Annotated in this window: 16 protein-coding genes and 1 tRNA gene; 10 read left to right on the top strand and 7 right to left on the bottom strand. The window is 73.2% G+C overall.

The features are described 5' to 3' along the window. Window positions 1–235: 235 nt before the first annotated feature. From ACFWEG_RS13700 to ACFWEG_RS13690, 3 genes are all read left to right on the top strand, one after another. Complete coding sequence (locus tag ACFWEG_RS13700; protein ID WP_387213626.1) at window positions 236–1,702, top strand: FG-GAP and VCBS repeat-containing protein; 1,467 nt, start codon at window positions 236–238, stop codon at window positions 1,700–1,702. Window positions 1,703–1,916: 214 nt separating this feature from the next. Next, a complete protein-coding gene (locus ACFWEG_RS13695; protein WP_387213623.1) occupies window positions 1,917–3,338 on the top strand; it encodes an FG-GAP repeat domain-containing protein in 1,422 nt (473 codons plus the stop codon). A 50-nt stretch (window positions 3,339–3,388) separates the two neighbouring features. After that, complete coding sequence (locus ACFWEG_RS13690) at window positions 3,389–4,402, top strand: Yip1 family protein (protein ID WP_387213620.1); 1,014 nt, start codon at window positions 3,389–3,391, stop codon at window positions 4,400–4,402. Window positions 4,403–4,495: 93 nt separating this feature from the next. Here the strand turns inward: ACFWEG_RS13690 and ACFWEG_RS13685 are convergent, their stop codons facing one another. Both ACFWEG_RS13685 and dcd read right to left on the bottom strand, forming a co-directional pair. Continuing rightward, on the bottom strand, window positions 4,496–4,993 hold the full coding sequence (locus ACFWEG_RS13685; protein ID WP_387213617.1) for a phosphoribosyltransferase: 498 nt from the start codon (window positions 4,991–4,993) through the stop codon (window positions 4,496–4,498). 19 nt (window positions 4,994–5,012) lie between these two features. Further along, entirely contained in the window at window positions 5,013–5,588 is a 576-nt protein-coding gene (gene dcd / locus ACFWEG_RS13680; RefSeq protein ID WP_387213614.1) for a dCTP deaminase, read from the bottom strand. A gap of 390 nt (window positions 5,589–5,978) precedes the next feature. Between dcd and ACFWEG_RS13675 the strand changes: the two genes are divergently transcribed. From ACFWEG_RS13675 to ACFWEG_RS13645, 7 genes are all read left to right on the top strand, one after another. Further along, a tRNA-Gly gene (locus ACFWEG_RS13675) sits at window positions 5,979–6,052 on the top strand. 170 nt (window positions 6,053–6,222) lie between these two features. Further along, window positions 6,223–7,452: a hypothetical protein gene (locus tag ACFWEG_RS13670; protein ID WP_387213611.1), complete on the top strand. Its 1,230-nt coding sequence runs from the start codon at window positions 6,223–6,225 to the stop codon at window positions 7,450–7,452. 48 nt (window positions 7,453–7,500) lie between these two features. Continuing rightward, entirely contained in the window at window positions 7,501–7,815 is a 315-nt protein-coding gene (locus ACFWEG_RS13665; protein WP_387213608.1) for a hypothetical protein, read from the top strand. Window positions 7,816–7,987: 172 nt separating this feature from the next. After that, complete coding sequence (locus tag ACFWEG_RS13660) at window positions 7,988–8,488, top strand: hemerythrin domain-containing protein (protein WP_387213605.1); 501 nt, start codon at window positions 7,988–7,990, stop codon at window positions 8,486–8,488. Window positions 8,489–8,602: 114 nt separating this feature from the next. Beyond that, window positions 8,603–8,857, top strand: coding sequence for a hypothetical protein (locus tag ACFWEG_RS13655; protein WP_387213602.1), 255 nt, complete (start codon window positions 8,603–8,605; stop codon window positions 8,855–8,857). Window positions 8,858–8,994: 137 nt separating this feature from the next. Then, complete coding sequence (locus ACFWEG_RS13650; protein ID WP_387213599.1) at window positions 8,995–9,483, top strand: MarR family winged helix-turn-helix transcriptional regulator; 489 nt, start codon at window positions 8,995–8,997, stop codon at window positions 9,481–9,483. Between the two features lie 105 nt (window positions 9,484–9,588). Then, window positions 9,589–11,079 carry an MFS transporter gene (locus ACFWEG_RS13645; RefSeq protein ID WP_387213596.1) on the top strand — a complete coding sequence of 497 codons (1,491 nt, stop codon included), beginning with the start codon at window positions 9,589–9,591 and terminating at the stop codon, window positions 11,077–11,079. A gap of 126 nt (window positions 11,080–11,205) precedes the next feature. On the opposite strand, the gene ACFWEG_RS13640 is transcribed toward ACFWEG_RS13645, so the two are convergent. From ACFWEG_RS13640 to cyc2, 5 genes are all read right to left on the bottom strand, one after another. Next, the gene (locus tag ACFWEG_RS13640; RefSeq protein ID WP_387213593.1) at window positions 11,206–11,544 is read right to left on the bottom strand and encodes an SCO5918 family protein; all 339 of its coding nucleotides are present in this window, start codon (window positions 11,542–11,544) and stop codon (window positions 11,206–11,208) included. Window positions 11,545–11,689: 145 nt separating this feature from the next. Further along, window positions 11,690–13,228, bottom strand: coding sequence for a DEAD/DEAH box helicase (locus tag ACFWEG_RS13635; protein WP_387213590.1), 1,539 nt, complete (start codon window positions 13,226–13,228; stop codon window positions 11,690–11,692). A gap of 255 nt (window positions 13,229–13,483) precedes the next feature. After that, window positions 13,484–13,687: a cold-shock protein gene (locus ACFWEG_RS13630; RefSeq protein ID WP_003991681.1), complete on the bottom strand. Its 204-nt coding sequence runs from the start codon at window positions 13,685–13,687 to the stop codon at window positions 13,484–13,486. A 294-nt stretch (window positions 13,688–13,981) separates the two neighbouring features. Next, the gene (locus ACFWEG_RS13625) at window positions 13,982–15,484 is read right to left on the bottom strand and encodes an aminotransferase class I/II-fold pyridoxal phosphate-dependent enzyme (RefSeq protein ID WP_387213587.1); all 1,503 of its coding nucleotides are present in this window, start codon (window positions 15,482–15,484) and stop codon (window positions 13,982–13,984) included. Continuing rightward, the gene (cyc2, locus tag ACFWEG_RS13620) at window positions 15,474–17,681 is read right to left on the bottom strand and encodes a germacradienol/geosmin synthase Cyc2 (protein WP_387213584.1); all 2,208 of its coding nucleotides are present in this window, start codon (window positions 17,679–17,681) and stop codon (window positions 15,474–15,476) included. Before cyc2 ends, ACFWEG_RS13625 begins: the two co-directional genes overlap by 11 nt. Between the last annotated feature and the right edge of the window lie 21 nt (window positions 17,682–17,702).

The following is a 17,702-nucleotide window of genomic DNA, read 5'->3' as shown; positions in this document are numbered from 1 at the left end:
GCCCCCACGGTTGTGGGGGCCGGCCGCCGTTCGCATGCCCTCACCTGGCACGTCGCGGAAGAAAGCGGGGGTGGGCATACAACCCTCCCCCCACCCCGCGGGTCTCCTGTGCACCTACCGCCTCACGCGCACGTGTTCGACCCCGGACGGGTGCGGACGAGTGGTGGCGAAGGCACACCATCGACTGCGAGGCCGGAGCACCCGGCCTCCCCGCATGCCGCAGGAGACACTCCGCATGCAGCACCAGTTCCGCACCGCCCTGGCCACCGCGGCCGCCGTCGCGCTCACCGGCGGCCTGCTCGTCGTCGCAGCCGGCACCGCGACCGCCGCCGACCCGACGAAGACCGCCCAGGCGGACTTCAACAACGACGGCTTCGGCGACGTCGCCTACTCCGCCGGCTCCTCGACCGTGGCCGGCAAGAAGACCGCCGGACAGATCGTCATCGTCTACGGCACCCCCTCCGGCATCTCGTCCGCCAAGCGCCAGACCTTCAGCCAGGACTCCGCCGGCGTCCCCGGCACCGCCGAGACGGGCGACGGCTTCGGCTGGACCAGCGCCTACGGCGACTTCAACAGCGACGGCTTCGACGACCTGGCCGTGGGCGCGCAGTGGGAGGACGTGTCCGGCGACACGGACGGCGGCACCGTCGTCGTCCTCTGGGGCTCGGCCTCCGGCCTCAAGGGCGGCACCACCGTCGCCGACCCGGCTCCCTCCGCACACGACAAGTGGGGCGGCTCGCTGGCGGCCGGGGACTTCAACGGCGACGGCAAGGACGACCTCGCCGTCGGCACCACCTCGAACACCGTGCACGTCATCCGGGGCGGTCTCACGCCCTCCGGCGCGACCGGCGGCCGCTACACCGTCAAGGCCCCGATCATGGCCCAGGGCAACGGCTCCCGGATGCTCACCGCGGGCGACGTCACCGGCGACGGCCGCACCGACCTCGTCGTGGAAGGCTTCACCGACAAGGCGCCGAACTACTTCGCGGAGAACTACTTCTTCCCCGGCAGCTCCTCCGGCCTGACCGCCTCCGGCATGAAGAAGCTCAAGCCCGGCATCATCACCGACATCGGCGACGTGAACGGCGACGGCTACGGCGACATCGTCTCCGGCGTCGACTGGGACGCCGTCGAGGACGGCGTCACCTACCCGGGAGCCCACAAGGGCGGTCAGGCGAACATCACCTACGGCTCCGCGAGCGGCCCGGCCGCCTCCGTCGCCGTCCACCAGGAGACCGGCGCCGTGCCCGGCGGCTCGGAGACGGACGACTTCTTCGGCGGAGAGCTCTCCCTGGGCGACATCAACGGGGACGGCTTCCTCGACCTCGCCGTCGGCGCCTACGGCGAGGACCTCGGCAGCTTCCGGAACGCCGGTTCGGTGACCGTCCTCTACGGCTCCGCGAGGGGCCTCGACACCACCGGCGGCATCCAGTACTTCCACCAGGACACGCCGGGCGTCCCCGGGTCCTCCGAGACCGACGACGGCTTCGGCACCGAGATCAAGCTCGACGACCTCAACGGCGACGGCCGCGCCGACCTCGCCGTCAGCTCCGCCTACGAGAACGCCGGCGACGGTCTCGTGACCTACCTGCCCTCCGACGGCACCCGGATCACGACCGCCGGCAGCCGCACGATCTCGCCCTCGGCCGTCGGCGTCTCCACCGCCGGCACCCCGCTCTTCGGGGCCAACGCGGCCAACTGACGTCCCGCTTCACCCTGTTCCGAGATGTTTCACGTGAAACATGCCCTCATGTTTCACGTGAAACACGAACGCGGTCCCTCCGGGCCCGTCCCCTCGCGGGGACGGGCCCGGATGCCGTTGCCGACCCTCCATCCGTCACACTGTCTTCATTCGCCCCACACCTCCCGGTCGCGCCGCGTTCCCGGCCGCCCGGTTCTCCCACCGGAGTTGCGCCATGCGCCGCCACGCACCCGCTCGCCGCCTCCTGACCGCGTCGCTCGCCGCGGGCCTGCTCACCACGGGTCTGCTGACGGCCGGGGCCGAGGCCGGCACGACGGCGGGCGCGACGACCGAGGCCGTGTCGACCGAAGCCGCGGCGGCGCCCGCCGCCGCGCCCCGCGCCCCCACCCGCGACGCCCGCCCCGGCGACGACTTCAACGGGGACGGATACCGCGACTACGCCAACGCCGTCCCCGACTCCGCCGCCGGCGCGGTGGAGATCGTCTACGGCGGCCCCGAAGGCCCCGGCCTGCGGACGCAGACCGTCGACCAGGACACCCCGGGCGTACCCGGCGGCAACGAGCGCGGCGACGACTTCGGCGGCCACCTCGCGGCGGCCGACTTCGACGGCGACGGCTACGGCGACCTGGCCGTCGGGGCCGCCTACGAGGAGTGGGGCGGGGCGCGCTACCAGGGCAACGTCACCCTCCTGTGGGGCTCCCCCGACGGCCTGCGCTCCGGCACCACCCTGCCGAACACGGATCCCGCCCCCTGGGGCCTCTTCGGCCGCGAGCTGGCCGCCGGGGACTTCGACGGCGACGGGACGCCCGACCTCGCCGTCATCAACCGGAGCACCACCTACCTCTACACCGGCGGCCTGGACCGCGAGGACGGCCTCGCCGACGGCGGGCGCGTCGTCCCGCTGAAGCGGGACGACCTGCACGCCAAGGCCCTGGTCGCGGGACGGGTCACCGGCTCGGCGGCCGACGACCTGGTCGTGATCGGCGGCCTGGACGGCCGGCCGGACGCCTCCTCCGGGGCCTGGTTCGTCAAGGGCGGCGCCACCCCCGACCCCGGCCCCCTCCTCCGGCTGAAGAGCACGGCCGCCTCCGGCTTCCCGGTCACCGGCACGGTCGCCGACTTCGACGCCGACGGCTTCGGGGACATCGCCCTCGGCCACCCCTACGCCGACGACGAGGCGGGCGAGCTCGTGATCTGGCCCGGTGGCCCCGCAGGGCCCACCTCGTCCGTCACCTTCGAGCAGGGCAAGGACCTGCCCGGCGTCTGGGAGAGGGGCGACCACCTCGGCAGCGTGGTCTCCGCCGGGGACGTCGACGGGGACGGCCGCGCGGACCTCGCGCTCGGGCTGGAGGGCGAGGACACCCTCGGCATGACCGACACCGGCGGGTTCTTCGTCCTCTACGGCTCCCCCGGCGGCATCACCGCGGCACGGGCCCAGTGGCTCGACCTCGCGGCGAAGGGCGTCGACCGTCCGACCATGTCCGCCGCCCGCTTCGGCTCCCAGGTCCGGCTGCGCGACGCGGACGGCGACGGCCACGCCGACGTCTTCGCCGACGGCCTGCTCTTCCCCGGCTCGGCGAACGGGGTCGTCACCGTCCACCCGCGCGGGACGATCAGGGCGGGGTTCGTGAACTGACGGTCCGTAGGCCGCGACCTGCGGTTGTCCCCCCAGGGTTCCCCTAGGGGATGTCACAGCTCGGCCGCAAAGGCCGGCCCGGTCCCCCCGGCCCGGCCCGTCCACCCGCGGAACCAGGTACGTTCGACGACGTGGCTGGATTCAGGATCGGACGCGGCCGGGACAACCGCACGCAAACGCAACAGCCCCGTCGGCAGCCCTCGCAGGCGCCCCGGGGCCCTCAGCCGTACGGCGGCGACCCGCACGGGCAGAACCCGCCACCGTACGGCCGCCAGGGGTACGAGCAGCAGGGCCACCAGGGGTACGGCCACCCCGGGCAGCAGGGCTACGGCACCCGGCCCGGGCCCGCGCGGCACGGCGGCCAGGGCTACGACGAGCCGGAGTACTTCGGCGGGCAGCCGGAGCACGACCCCTACGCGCCGCACAACAACCCGGGGCACACCCAGGCGTTCCAGGTCGGCGAGGACCCGTACAACGACGGCGGGACCTACCGCGCCGGCGCCCACAACGCCCCGCCCGCCGGCCCCCGGCTGCACTGGAAGGACCTGCTGCGCGGCATCGTCGTCCGCCCCGAGCAGACCTTCTTCCAGATGCGCGACTACCCCGTGTGGGGCCCCGCGCTGATCGTCACGTACCTCTACGGGATGCTCGCCGTCTTCGGCTTCGACGCGGCCCGCGAGGACGTGATCAGCGCGACGCTGACCTCCGCGATCCCGATCGTGCTGTTCACGGGCGTCGCGGTCCTGATCAGCTACCTGATCCTCGGGGTGGTGACCCACACCCTGGCCCGGCAGTTCGGCGGCGACGGCGCCTGGCAGCCGACCGTCGGCCTCGCCATGCTGATCTCGGCGATCACCGACGCCCCCCGGCTGCTGTTCGCGATGTTCCTCGGCGGTGACAACACGCTGGTCACCGTCCTCGGCTGGGTCACCTGGCTGGCGGCCGGCGCGCTGCTCACCCTGATGGTGAGCCGTTCGCACGACCTGCCGTGGCCGAAGGCGCTCGGCGCGTCGGCGGTGCAGCTGCTGGCGCTGCTCTCGCTGATCAAGCTCGGCACGATCTGAGCGCGCGTCGATCCGAACGCGGCACACACGCGAAGGGGCCCCTCCGGTATCGGAGGGGCCCCTTCCGCACGGCTCACGCGCCGTGCGCACGGCTCACGCGTCGAGGATCTGCCCCTCGCGCCGCACGACCGGCGGCTCGACGCTCCACGGGAAGTTGATCCAGTCGTCGGTGCGCTTCCACACGTACTCGCACTTCACCAGCGAGTGCGACTTCTCGTAGATCACGGCGCTGCGGACCTCGGCGACGGCGCCGAGGCAGAACTCGTGGACGAGCTTCAGCGTCTTGCCGGTGTCGGCGACGTCGTCCGCGATCAGCACCTTCTTGTCGGTGAAGTCGACCAGGTCGGGGACCGGGGCGAGCATGACCGGCATCTCGAGCGTGGTGCCGACGCCGGTGTAGAACTCGACGTTCGCCAGGTTCAGGTTCTTCACGTCGAGCGCGTAGGCCAGGCCGCCGGCCACGAAGACGCCGCCGCGGGCGATGCTGAGGATGATGTCGGGCTCGTACCCGTCGTCCGCGACGGCCTGCGCCAGCTCGCGGACCGCGACGCCGAACTTGTCGTACGTCAGGTTCTCTCGTACGTCACTCATGTCTGCCTGCAGCCGCCCGTCACACCTGGGTCCGATGGAAGTTGAGGAAGGAACGCGAGGCCGTGGGGCCGCGCTGTCCCTGGTACCGCGAGCCGTACCGCTCGGAGCCGTACGGGTGCTCGGCGGCCGAGGAGAGGCGGAACAGGCAGAGCTGCCCGATCTTCATCCCGGGCCAGAGCTTGATCGGCAGGGTCGCCAGGTTCGACAGCTCCAGCGTCACGTGCCCGGAGAAGCCGGGGTCGATGAAGCCGGCCGTCGAGTGGGTGACCAGGCCGAGCCGGCCGAGGCTCGACTTGCCCTCCAGGCGGCTCGCCAGGTCGTCGGGGAGCGTGATGACCTCGTACGTCGACGCCAGCACGAACTCGCCGGGGTGCAGGATGAACGCCTCGTCGCCCTCCGGCTCCACCAGCCGCGTCAGATCGCCCTGCTCGACCGCGGGGTCGATGTGCGGGTAGCGGTGGTTCTCGAACACCCGGAAGTAGCGGTCGAGTCGCACGTCGATGCTCGATGGCTGGACCATCGACTCGTCGAACGGATCGATCCGCACCCGGCCGGCGTCGATCTCTTTCCGGATGTCTTTGTCAGAGAGGAGCACGAGCCGAGGATACGCAGGACGCACGCGACCCCCGCAATCGGGACGAATCCCGGGCGGGGGCGGCGTCCGGGCGGCTACCGCCCGCGGTTCGGGCCCACCGGCACGGCGTGCCGCAGGCGCGCGCACCGCGGACACCGGATCAGCCGCCCCGGCCCCAGCCGGGACGCGCTCTGCATCGGAAACGACGCGGTGCTGAAGACATGCCCCTCGGCACAGCGGACGACGGTGCGTTCCATCGGGCTCTCGCCCCTTTCCCCATCCACACACATGACGACAAAAGCCACGCTAGGGGATCCCCCGGACACCTCTCCACCCGCCGCACCGCGCATTCACCGCGGGCCGCACATGAGGTAACGTATGCACCGTCGCCGTGCCCTCCGGCGCGGCCGCGCGAGTGTAGTTTAATGGTAGAACATAAGCTTCCCAAGCTTAGAGCGCGGGTTCGATTCCCGTCACTCGCTCCATACGAAAGGCCCAGGTCAGCGACCTGGGCCTTTGTCGTGTGCGGGGGCGGCGGCAGTGGGACGACGGGGCTTTCGCGCGGGCGGCAGGGCTGGGCCATCTGCGGGTGTGCGGTGGCGGGGGTGGGGGTGGGGGCGTTCGGTGGGAGGGGCCGAGCGGACGGAGGTGCGGGATGAGCGGGGACGGTGGGCGGGTGCGGGGGCGGCGCGGGAGGGCCGTGGGGGCGGTGGTGCTGATGCTGGTCGCCGCGCTGCTGACGCCGCTCGCCGTGGTGGCGGTGTGGGCGAGTGACGTGGTCGGGGACACGGACCGGTACGTGGCGACGATGGCGCCGCTCGCGGACGACCCGGACGTGCAGGACGCCGTCGCGGAGCGGGTGACGACGGCGGTGATGGAACGGCTGGACCTCCCGTCACTGATCGACGGGGCGGACGCCGCGGACCGGCCGCTGCTGGACGACCTGTTGGGCGGGCTGAGCGAGCCGGTGACCAGCGGGCTGACCGGGTTCGTGCGGGACCGGGTGGACGCGTTCGTGGCGAGCCCGGCGTTCGCGTCGGTGTGGGACGACCTCAACCGGGCGGCCCACCAGGCGGTCGACAACGCGCTGACGGGGAACGACGAGGGTGTCGTCGAGTTGACGGACGACACGGTGACGCTCGATCTGGCGCCCGTCATCGAACGGGTGAAGCAGCGGCTGGTCGACGACGGGCTCGGGGTCGCGGACCGGATCCCGGAGATCCACACGGACTTCGTGCTGGTGCGGTCGGACGACATCGGCGCGGCGCGCAAGGGGTTCCGGCTGCTCCAGATCCTCGGGGTGTGGCTGCCGGTCGCCGCGGCCGTGATCGCCGCCGCGGGCGTGCTCGTCGCGGTGCGCCGCCGGCGTGCGCTGGTCGCCGCCGCACTGGCCGTCGCCGCCGGGGCCGCGGTGCTCGGGCTCGCGCTGTGGGTGTTCCGCGCGTTCTACCTCGACGGCCTGACGGAGGGCGTCTCGCAGCCGGCCGCCGCGTCCGTCTACGACACCCTGACGCGCTTCCTGCGGGACGCCGTGCGGACCGTAGTGGTGCTGGGCGCGGTCGTCGCGGTCGGCGCCTGGTTGGGCGGGGCGGGCCGCTGGGCGGTCCGGGTGCGGTCGGGGTGGGCGGGCGGCATCGGGGCGCTGCGGCGGGCCGTCGGGGTGGGCGGCACCGGAGCGGTGGGCAGGTGGGTGGGCCGGGCCCGGCCGTGGGCGGACCGGACGGTGGTCGCGGTCGCGGCGGCCGTCTTCGTGGTGTGGGACCACCCGACGGGCGCGGTCGTCGTCGGGATCGCGTTGTGCGCGCTGCTCGCGCTCGCGGTGATCGAGTTCCTGGACGAGGGCGGCGCCCCTGAGAGGGTGCGGGCCGAAGTGGGGGATCTGTAGGGGTTCTCCCGGATTGCGGGGGTGACGGCCAGCCGGTTTCGTGGGGGTATGCGAAAAAAGAACCGCGGCAAGGACGCGAAGGCCGAGAAGCACGACGACGGGGCGGGCCTGCCTCCGACGCGTCCCAAGGGCCTGCGCGGCTCCAAGGCGGGGCTCGCGCTGAGCCTCGGCAGCAGTGCGCTGGCCGTCACCAGGTCGATCAAGCAGGCGCGCAAGGTCCACGGCACCCACGACAAGCTGCGGATGGCGGACGCCGTCGCCGGGGCCGTCCCGGTCGTCACGTCCGCGGCGCTGATCGCGCGGGAGCTGCGGCGGGCGACCCGCAAGGGCAAGGGCGCCGACGGGAGGCCGGCGGCGGCGTAGCCGGTCGGCCTGCGCGCGCCCGCGGCACCTGACGCGGGCGCGCCCGCACGAGGCTGATCCCGGGCGCACCGGGAGCCCCCGATCCCGCGCGCACCCGGAACCGCTGATCCCGGGCGGGCGGGGTACGCGCACCGCGGAGGACCGCTACGCACCGCACACCGAGGAGCCCACCATGCCCGCGCAGCACGACGTCGTCGCCCTGATTCTCGAGGACCACCGCACGATGGAGCGCCTGTTCCAGGACATGCGCAGCGTCGAGGCCGACCGCGCGAAGGCGTTGCGCGAGTTCGCCGCCCTGCTCGTCGCGCACGCCGAGGCGGAGGAGTCGGAGGTGTACCCGGCGCTGAAGCGGTTCCGGAACATCGACGACGACGAGGTCGAGCACGGCTCGGAGGAGCACCAGGAGGGCAACGAGGCCCTGCTCGCCCTCATGGAGGTCGACGACGTCGGCTCGGACGAGTGGGACGAGAAGCTGGAGGAGCTGGTCGAGGCGATCACCCACCACACCGACGAGGAGGAGCGCACGATCCTCAACGGTGCCCGGGAGAACGTCCCCGACGACCGCCGGGCCGAGCTCGGCAGCGCGTTCGTCGAGGCCCGCGCCCGCCTCCTGAAGGAGGACTGCGGGAGCGTCGAGAACGTTCGGAAGGTCGTCGGCAAGGACAACGGGTAGGGCGCGACGGCGGGGCGCGGGCTGGCTCCGGAGGCGTGAACGGCGGCGCACGGGACACCCGTGGGGCGAGCCCGCGGTCGAGCCGGCGGGCCGGCCGACGAGGGGAGTCGCACCATGGAACAGGGTGACGCGCACGCGCCGATGTCCGATCTGGAGCCGGGTACGGTCCAGCGCCGCCAGCTGCAGATCCGGATCTCCGACATCGCCTGGACGGCGCTCTGCGTCCTGCTCGCCCTCTGGGCGCTGTGGGGCGCGGTCGGGATCTTCCGCGGCGTGGGGACCGCGTGGGCGTACTGCCTGGCCGCCGCGGTCCTGTTCGTGGCCGCGACCGGGGCGCGGATCGCCGCCACCCGCCGCAGGCACCTGTGAGGGCCGCTCCGACCTGACGGCGCCGCGGACCGGCGTCCCCGCGTCCGGCCGACCGGCCCGCCCCGTCCCGTCGCGCACGCCGGATCCGGACGCTCACGGATCATCTCTCACGGAACGATGGTGAGTACCCTGGCCGCATGACAGCCATGGCACCCGCCCGTCGCGAGCCCGACCTCTCCTACCTCCTCGACCACACCAGTCACGTCCTGCGCACCAAGATGGCCGCCGCGCTCGGCGAGATCGGCCTCACCCCGCGCATGCACTGCGTCCTCGTGCACGCCCTGGAGGGCGAGCGGACCCAGGCGCAGCTCGCCGAGCTCGGGGACATGGACAAGACGACGATGGTGGTCACCGTCGACGCCCTGGAGGCCGCCGGTCTCGCCGAGCGCCGGCCGTCGAGCACGGACCGCCGGGCGCGGATCATCGCCGTCACCGAGGAAGGCGCGCGGACGGCGGAGAAGAGCCAGCGGATCGTCGACGGCGTGCACGAGGCGGCGCTCGGCAGCCTGCCGGCGACCGTCCGGGACGCGTTCCTGCGCGCGTTGGACGAGCTGACCACCGGCCACCTCTCCGAGCCCGTCGAGACCCCGCAGCCCGCCCGCCGGGCCCGCCAGCGCGCCCGGTGAGCGCCGCTCCCTGAACCCTTCACAAACTCGTCCCGCTATATATCGTCTCTAACAAAACTATCTGCTACGGTCACTCCTGTCGCCACTTCGACAGGAGATCCGGCCATGACCGTCGCCCCCGACGCCGCCCAGGCGTCCACTCCCCCGTCCTCGCCCCCGCCACCGCCCGCACCGCGCCCCCGCTCCCCGCGACTCGCCCTCGCCGTCATCGCCGGCAGCATGCTGATGATCGTGCTCGACGGCAGCGTGGTGACCGTCGCGATGCCCGCCGTCCAGGCAGACCTGGGCTTCACGCCCGCCGGGCTCAGCTGGATCGTGAACGCCTACCTGATCGCGTTCGGCGGACTGCTGCTGCTCTCGGGGCGGCTCGGCGACCTCATCGGCCGCAAGCGGATGTTCCTCGCCGGGACCGCCGTGTTCACCGGCGCCTCGCTGCTCGCCGGGCTCGCCGGGAGCCCCGCGATGCTCATCGCGGCCCGCTTCCTGCAGGGCGTCGGCAGCGCGATGGCCGCGGCCGTCAGCCTCGGCATCCTCGTCACGCTGTTCACCGAACCGCGCGAACGGGCGCGCGCCATCGCCGTGTTCAGCTTCACGGGAGCGGCCGGCGCGTCCATCGGCCAGGTGCTCGGCGGCGTCCTCACCGACGCGCTGGACTGGAACTGGATCTTCTTCATCAACCTGCCGGTGGGCCTCGCCGCACTCGCGCTGGCCGTCCCCGCCCTGCCGGCCGACCGGGCCGGCACGGGCACGGGCGTCCGCCGGCTCGCGGCACGGGCCGACGCCTTCGGGGCCGTCCTCGTGACGAGCGGACTCGTCCTCGGGATCTACACGATCGTCGAGGTCGAGTCCCGCGGCTGGCTGTCCGCGCACACGCTCGGGCTCGGAGCGCTCGCCGTCGCCCTGCTCGGCGGGTTCGTCGCCCGGCAGGCGACCGCCCGCACCCCCCTGCTGCCGCTGCGCCTGCTGCGCTCGCGGGCGGTGGTCGGCGCGAACCTCGTCCAGATGCTGGTGATGGGCGCGATGTTCGCCTTCCAGGTGCTCGTCGCGCTCCACATGCAGCGGGTGCTCGGGTACGGAGCGGCGGAGACCGGTCTCGCGATGCTGCCGGCCGCGGTCGCGATCGGGGTCGTCTCGCTCGGCGTCTCGGCCCCGCTGATCGCCCGGTTCGGCGAGCGGGCGGTTCTGCTCACCGGTCTGACGCTGCTGCTCGCGATGCTCGCCCTGCTGGCCCGGGTGCCCGACGACGCGGACTACGCCACCGACCTGCTGCCGCTGATGCTGCTGATCGCCGGCGGCGGGCTGGTGATCCCCGCGCTGACCTCGCTGGGCATGTCCGCGGCGGGCGAGGAGGACGCCGGGGTCGCCTCTGGCGTCTTCAACACCACCCAGCAGATCGGGATGGCGGTCGGCGTGGCCGTGCTCTCCACCCTGGCCGCCGCGCGGACCGCGCGCGGTACCGCGGCGGGCGCCGACGCGACGGCCGCGCTGGCGGACGGCTACCGGTTGGCGTTCGGGGTCGGAGCGGGACTGACCGCGGCGGCGATCGTCGTCGCGGTGGTCGTCCTGCGCCGCCCGCCGCGGCCGGTCGGCCGGTGACCGGAGCGGTCACGGAGAAGGCCCCTGGGCCGGACACCTCGCGGGTGCCCGGCCCAGGGGCCGTGCCGTGGGCCCGCGGGCCGGCAGCCGTGGGCCGGCAGCCGCGGGCCGTACGGCTGCGGGCCGTCAGCGCTCGCCCTCGCCGGGCGGGTCCGCCTGCGGCGTGCCGCCGAGCAGCACCGAGGCCTCCTCCAGCACGCTGCGCCGGTCGGCCGGAGCCGGCACCGCCCCGGCGGCCGGGTGGCAGGTGAAGCCGAGCTTCGTGAGCGCCCGGACCACCTCCGCCGCCGAGAAATCCCGACGGTCCTGGCGGGTGATGATCTCGCCCACCTGCTTGACGGGGAACGCGCGGCGGCCGATCGTCACCGACTCACCGGTCACCGGCTCCGGTTTCCGGCCCTTCATCGCCTCCTGCACCTCGCTCTTGGTCAGGTCGAAGGGGTAGCGGGCGATGACGAAACGCATAGTGCCTCAACAGGGGTGAGTGGAAACGGACATGCGAATCGCGAGCATCCCACAGGGGGCGACGGGGAAGAAATGTGCGTTTACCGTGCACTCGAAAACGCGGTCGACTTCGAGGTAAATGTTCGCAATTCCGCGAAACGCCGGGTCAGGCCGCCCGGCGCACCCGCGCCGCCGCGCGCGCCTCAGCCGTCTGCCGGGCCTCCACGGCGCGCCGCGACTCCCCGGAGCGGCTGCCCCGGCCGCGGAACGGCGCCCCGCCCCGACCCGCGCCGCCTCCACGCGGCCGGCGGCCGGCCGCGGACTCCTCGCGCGGGGAGCCGACCGTGACCGGCACGCCCGACGGCGCCTGCGCCCCGGTGATCCGGCTCAGCTCCGCCTCGCCCGACCGCACCTGCGCGACCCGCGGCGTGATGCCCGCGTCCCGCATCAGCCGGTCCATGTCCCGGCGCTGCCCCGGCAGCACCAGGGTGACGACCGAGCCGGACTCGCCGGCCCGCGCCGTACGGCCGCCGCGGTGCAGGTAGTCCTTGTGGTCGCTCGGCGGATCGACGTTGACGACCAGGTCCAGGTTGTCGACGTGGATGCCGCGCGCGGCGACGTTCGTGGCGACCAGGGCCGTGACGTCGCCCGTCTTGAAGCGGGCGAGGGTCCGGGTGCGCTGCGGCTGCGACTTGCCGCCGTGCAGTGCGGCGGCGCGGACCCCGCTGGCGAGGAGGTGCTCGGTCAGCTTGTCGACGGCGTGCTTGGTGTCGAGGAAGAGGATCACGCGCCCGTCGCGGGCGGCGATCTCCGTGGTGGTGGCGTACTTGTCGGCGCCCTGCACGTGCAGCACGTGGTGCTCCATCGTGGTGACCGCGCCCTGGGACGGGTCGACCGAGTGGACCACCGGGTCGCTGAGGTACTTGCGGACGAGCAGGTCGACGTTGCGGTCGAGGGTGGCGGAGAACAGCATCCGCTGCCCGTCCGGGCGCACCTGGTCGAGCAGCTCGGTGACCTGCGGCATGAAGCCCATGTCGGCCATCTGGTCGGCCTCGTCCAGGACGGTGACCGCGACCTGGTCGAGCTTGCAGTCGCGCCGCTCGATCAGGTCCTTCAGCCGGCCGGGGGTCGCCACGACGACCTCGGCGCCGCCACGCAGCGCGCTCGACTGCCGGCCGATCGACATCCCGCCGACGACGGTCGCCGTCCGCAGCCGGAGCGCCCGGGCGTACGGGGCGAGGGCGTCGGTGACCTGCTGGGCGAGCTCGCGGGTGGGGACCAGGACGAGGGCGAGCGGCTGCTTGGGCTCGGCGCGGCGGCCGGCGGTGCGGGCGAGCAGCGCGAGGCCGAAGGCGAGCGTCTTGCCGGAGCCGGTGCGGCCGCGGCCCATGATGTCCCGGCCGGCCAGCGAGTTCGGCAGGGTGGCGGCCTGGATCGGGAACGGCTCGTGCATGCCCTGGTCGCCGAGGGCCTTCTTGACGACGGCCGGCAGCTCCAGCTCGTCGAAGGTCGCGGCGGCGGGCAGCGCGGGGGTGACCGTCTCCGGCAGCGCGAACTCGGTCGGGCGGGCGGCGGCGGGCCGGCGGCCCGGGCCGCGGCCCTTGGGGGCGCCGCCCCGGCCGGCGGGGCCGCCGGCGCGGTTGCGGCTGAAGCCGTAGCGCTCGTCGGGACCGGATCGGGACGTGCGGGACGTGCGGTGGTTCATGCGGAACCTTCCTCGATGGCATGCGGTGCGTGCGGCACGTATCGAGGGATCCGCGGGCGCACGGGGGCGGCCGGAGGAAGCGCAGGAACGAGCCGGATGGGGGAACGCGGCCCTGGCCGGGCTGGACGTCACCGGCGGGCGACGGTGGCCGCGAGAGGTGGTGCTGACGGCGCGCGGTGCGCCGGAGAAACGGCCGAGGCCCGCACCCCGGGGATGCGGGCCTCGTCCATGGTAGACGCGAGTGCGTCCTCCGCGTCAGGCGGGAACGATGTTCTCGGCCTGCGGGCCCTTCTGGCCCTGCGTGACGTCGAAGGTCACCTTCTGGCCTTCCTGAAGCTCACGGAAGCCGGACGTGGCGATGTTCGAGTAGTGGGCGAAGACGTCGGGGCCGCCGCCCTCCTGCTCGATGAAGCCGAAGCCCTTTTCCGAGTTGAACCACTTCACGGTGCCAGTAGCCATGATTTCTCTCCTTCTGGGCAAAGCCCGGGAAACGCACTGCGCGCATCCCGCGTCGCGGAGACGATCACCACGCCCGGAAGAAGATCCGGAAATACAAAAGTGCTCCCGCGACGTCGTGTCGCAAAGAGCACTTCAGGTCCTTGGTAACCACAACTGCAACTGGTCTCCAGACTAGCACGAGGAGCTGCGGCAGGCCCGTTATTCGCACGTCCGCGGCGCGTCGGCGTGTGTTTTCCCGCCGCGTTTCCCGCGGTTATTCACGCGCCGCTCACCTCGTATTCGCCCGGGGGGCGCTCAGATCGGACGGCGTTTTCCCGTGGACGCCTCCTCGTCGAGCACCCGGATCGTGCGCAGCTCGGGGTCGGCCGGGTCCGGCAGGTTCATTCCGGAGGCGAGGCCGGTGCGCAGGTAGCGCAGCACCAGCTCGGTGAGCCGCTCGCCGGGCAGGGCGGCGGGGATGCCGGGCGGGTACGGCGTCAGCATCTCGGCGGCGACCCGGCCCACGGCCTGCGAGACGGGCACGTCCTCGACCCGGCCGAAGTAGGCGTCGCGGGGCGGCACGACCTGCTCCATGCGCAGCTCGTCCGGCGAGGGGATGTACACCTCGGGCGCGGGGCGCAGCTCGTCGGCGCGGCGGACCAGGTCCTCGAGCGCGGTGAGCAGCGCGCCGGTGGTCTGCTCGTCGTCGGCGTGGGTGAGCAGGGCGCTGATGCGGCGGTGGTCGCCGAGGTGGATGTCGATGCGGTGGTTGCGGCGCAGCCAGTCGGCGGCGTCGTAGCCGGTGATGCCGAGCCGGTACAGGTCCATGGTGACCGGCAGCGGGTCGAAGCCGTGCCCCTTGCCGGGCCCGCAGAAGTCCTGCTCGTCGTTGACGTGCAGGTCGGGGTGGATGCGTGCGATCTCGCTCCGGACGTCGGCGGCGCGGGCCAGTGCCCCGCCGAGCAGGGCGCGGCCGTTCAGGGCCATCTGCCGCCGCCAGCCGTCGAGGCCGGCGTAGATGAGCGTGGACGGGCTGGTGGTGCCCAGGAGTTCCGCGCGGGAGCGCACGACGGCGGGGTCCACCAGGTTGCCGCTGAGGTGGATGACCGAGCCCTGCTCCAGACCGCTGCCCATCTTGTGGATGCTGGTGACGCAGAGGTCCGCGCCCGCGTCCATCGCCCAGGTGGGCAGGTCGGGGTGGAAGGGCAGGTGGGCGCCCCAGGCCTCGTCGACGATCAGCGGGCGGCGGCGCGCGTGGCAGACCTCGGCGATCCCCCGCAGGTCGGCGCTGGTGCCGTACGGGGTCGGGCTGGTGACGAGGGCGCCGCGCGCGTCGGGGTGCTCGGCGAACGCCTTCTCGTAGGCGGCGGCCGACGGGGCGTGGGCGAGGTGCCGGTCGGCGTCCCACTGGGGCTCGACCCAGATCGGGCGGATGCCGGCCAGGATCAGGCCGGAGACGACCGACAGGTGGACGTCCCGGCCGATGAGGAGCTTCTCGTGCGGGTGGGCGACGGCGAGCATGGCCGCCTTGACGGAGAGCGAGCTGCCGCAGGTGGTGAAGAAGGTGTGCTCGGCGTGGACGGCGTCCGCCATCAGTTCCTGGGCCCGCTCCAGGACCCGGCCCGAGGTGGTGCGGTCGTCCAGGCCGCCGGAGGCGAGGACGTCGCCGAGGAAGACGGCGTCGCCGAGCACCTCGCGCACAGCCGGGTCGGCGCCCCGCGCCTGCTTGTGACCGGGCGGGGTGAAGGCGATCTCGCCCGCCTCGTGGTACCGGCGCAGGGCGTCGAGGACGGGTGCTTCGCGGTGGTCAGGAGCCATGGAGGACGGGTGCCCCTGGGCCGGGTGGGGCAATCACGGGTACGCCCGTTCGCGGCGGGTGGTGCGGTCGGCGCAGGGTGGGGGCGGCGTGCGCGCGCAGGTCCTCCTCGCGGTAGCGGCGGCAGTGGCGGTGCCAGTTGAGGATGCCCGCCAGCCAGTTGCGGAGCTCCTGGACGTAGCCGTCCATGATCGCCCGGGTGCCGTGGTCAAGCCGGAAGTCGTCGTAGAGGAGGGGCAGTTCGTGTGCGACGACGTGCTGGAACTGCCGCATGCGCTGGTTCGTCAGGTCGGCGACGACGGCGAGCGCGGCGGGGTGGTCGAGGCCGAAGAAGTTCTGCGTGACGAGGACGGCGTTGTGGATCTCGCCCTCGTACTCGATCTCCTTCTGGTAGGAGAAGACGTCGTTGAGCAGGCAGGCGTAGTCGGCTGCGGCGTTCTCCAGGGAGCGGACGGGGCCGCTGCGGTAGACCTCCGGGGGGACGAGGCCGCCGTGGGAGAGGCGGGCGAGGCTCATCGTGAAGTCGGAGCCGAAGGTCCTGCGGCGCATCTCCAGGTAGTCGACGGGGTCGGGGACGCGGTGCTGCGCCTGGTTGCCGAGCTCCCAGAGCCAGCTGTCGAGCATGTCGTCGACGGCGGTGCGGAAGGCGCGGCGGTCGGCCGGGGCCATGGGGGCGGTGGTGGCGGTCCAGAGGTCGGCGAGTCCGCGTTCGAGGGCGTTGGCCGGGGGCGTTGGGGCGGTCGCGGGGTCGAGCGGCATGCAGGCCTTGAGGCGTTCGGTGCACAGCCGGGCGGCGGGCAGGTCGCGGGCGTGGCCGAAGACGACCGGGTAGTAGTCGTCGCCGTAGGTGCCCCAGGCCAGCCAGGCCGAGGCACGGTCCAGTGCGGCCGGGTCGGCGTCGGGGTGCAGGCCGGCGGCGCACAGCGGCAGGTCGAAGTCGCGGAGCTTGCGCGCGTCCCAGATGCCCTCGTCGAGCAGTCCGACGCGCCGCGCCCAGTCGGTGAGGTGGTGGCGGGCGGTCTCCAGGTGGGGGCTGAGGTGGAGCTCGAAGGGCATGAGGAACTCGGGTAGGTCGGTCGGACCCACCCGCTGGAACGGGACGTGCGCGTGCCGGCGGAGGCGGGCCGCTCCTGCCGCGGCGAGCAGGCTCCGGACGTCGGCGGCGGAGGTGCCGAGGCCGCCGGGGACGGCCCAGGCGGGGCCGGTGGCGGCGCCGTCGTTCATGTAGCGGCTGGAGCGGCAGTGCCATTCGTGCCCGCCGCTCTGCCAGTCCTGCAGGCCCTTGGCGTACGCGGCGACGGCGGCGACCTCGCCGGGGGTGAGGCCGGTGTCCAGGGCGAGGGCGGGGACCTCGGTCAGCGCGGTGTGCTCGAACTGGTGCATGCGGGAGGTGAGGACGTCGTTGACGGTCTCGGCGGCCTCCTGGGTGGAGCAGCCGAAGAACGTCTCCAGGACCAGCACGCCGTTGCTCAGCTCGCCCTCGTCCTCCACCTCCCGCTGGTAGGAGAAGAGGTCGTTGCGCAGGTGGACGGCGTCGGAGAAGGTCTCCATCAGGACCCGCAGCGGGCGGGAGCCGGAGACGGACGCGGGGATCTCGGCCGTGGCGTACTCCACGAGGCCGGCCGACCAGGGGGCGCCGCCGACCTTGCGGCGCATCTCGATGTACTCGACCGGGTTGGCGATCCGGCCCTCGTTGATGTTCGACAGCTCCCACAGCGACTCGTTGAGCAGGTTCTCCGTGGAGGTGGCGAAGCGCCGCCGCCAGTCGGGGCCCATCGCCGGCACGGTCCGCGCCCAGAGATCGGCGAGGCCGGCCTCGACGGGGTTGGCCGGCTCGGGGGTCACTGCTCCGTCGGCCATCGGCATGAACAGCGGGAGCCGGTCCAGGTACGCCTTGCCGCCCGCGCGGTCCTGGGAGCGCTTGAAGGTCTCCAGGAAGTGGTCGTCGAAGAAGAAGACCCACACGTACCAGTCGGTGATCAGGTCGAGGGCGGCCGCGTCGCAGTCGGGGTGGGTGTACGCGCACAGGAGCGCGTAGTCGTGCGCCTCCAGGTCGGCCGAGGTCCAGACGCCGGAGCCTTCCAGCATGCGCATCTCGCGGGCCCAGGCGCGGGTGTGGGCGCGGGCGCCCTCCAAATGGGGGTTCAGGCGGGCCGGGTGCGGCAGGTAGAAGGCCGGGAGGGTGAAGGGCTGCGTCATGGGGGCGCGCTACCCAGGGCC

The organism is Streptomyces sp. NPDC060194, assembly GCF_042728285.1.
Taxonomy (GTDB): domain Bacteria; phylum Actinomycetota; class Actinomycetes; order Streptomycetales; family Streptomycetaceae; genus Streptomyces.
Note: the sequence above shows the minus strand (reverse complement) of the source record. Positions and strands in the feature narration are given on the sequence as shown.